Here is a 609-nt window from a genome sequence, read left to right on the forward strand (position 1 = left end):
TTGACCGGGTCCAGCACGATGACCGCGTCATCCTGCATGCGCAGGCTGGAAGCGGCATCGATCCAGTAACCCTGCCAGCCGGCTTCGCGCAGCTTGGGGAACACCTCGTTGGTGTAGTCGCCACCCTGGCAGGTCAGGATCACATCGAGGGTCTTGAGCTCTTCAATGCTGTACGCATCCTTGAGCGGAGCAATGTCCTTGCCCACGGATGGCCCCTGACCCCCGACATTGGAGGTAGTGAAGAACACCGGCTCGATCAGATCGAAATCCTGCTCTTCGAGCATCCGCTGCATGAGCACGGAACCGACCATACCGCGCCAACCGATCAGACCTACACGTTTCATCGCAACTACACCTTCGCTAAAAGTGGGCCGCCGCCTGGAAGAAACCAGCGGCGGGCCCGAGAGATTACAGATTCCGCAGCGCTGCGACTACTGCGTCGCCCATTTCCTGCGTACCTACCTTGCTGCAGCCCGCCGACCAGATGTCGCCGGTGCGCAGGCCCTGATCCAGCACCAGGCTCACGGCCTGTTCGATGGCCTCGGCCGCCGCCTGCTGGTTGAAGCTGTAACGCAGCATCATCGATACCGACAGGATGGTCGCCAGCGG

Annotated in this window: 2 protein-coding genes; both read right to left on the minus strand. The window is 61.4% G+C overall.

The annotated features are described in order from the left end of the window. Window positions 1-344, minus strand: a 344-nt coding sequence (locus tag B4I46_RS06145; protein ID WP_286899097.1) for an aspartate-semialdehyde dehydrogenase, incomplete at its 3' end; no start/stop codon positions are given. Between the two features lie 64 nt (window positions 345-408). Further along, window positions 409-609 (minus strand): isocitrate/isopropylmalate family dehydrogenase (locus B4I46_RS06150; protein WP_286899099.1); only part of this gene is annotated, 201 nt, incomplete at its 5' end.

Source organism: Pseudomonas sp. UBA7500 (genome assembly GCF_002478435.1).
GTDB lineage: Bacteria > Pseudomonadota > Gammaproteobacteria > Pseudomonadales > Pseudomonadaceae > Aquipseudomonas > Aquipseudomonas palmensis.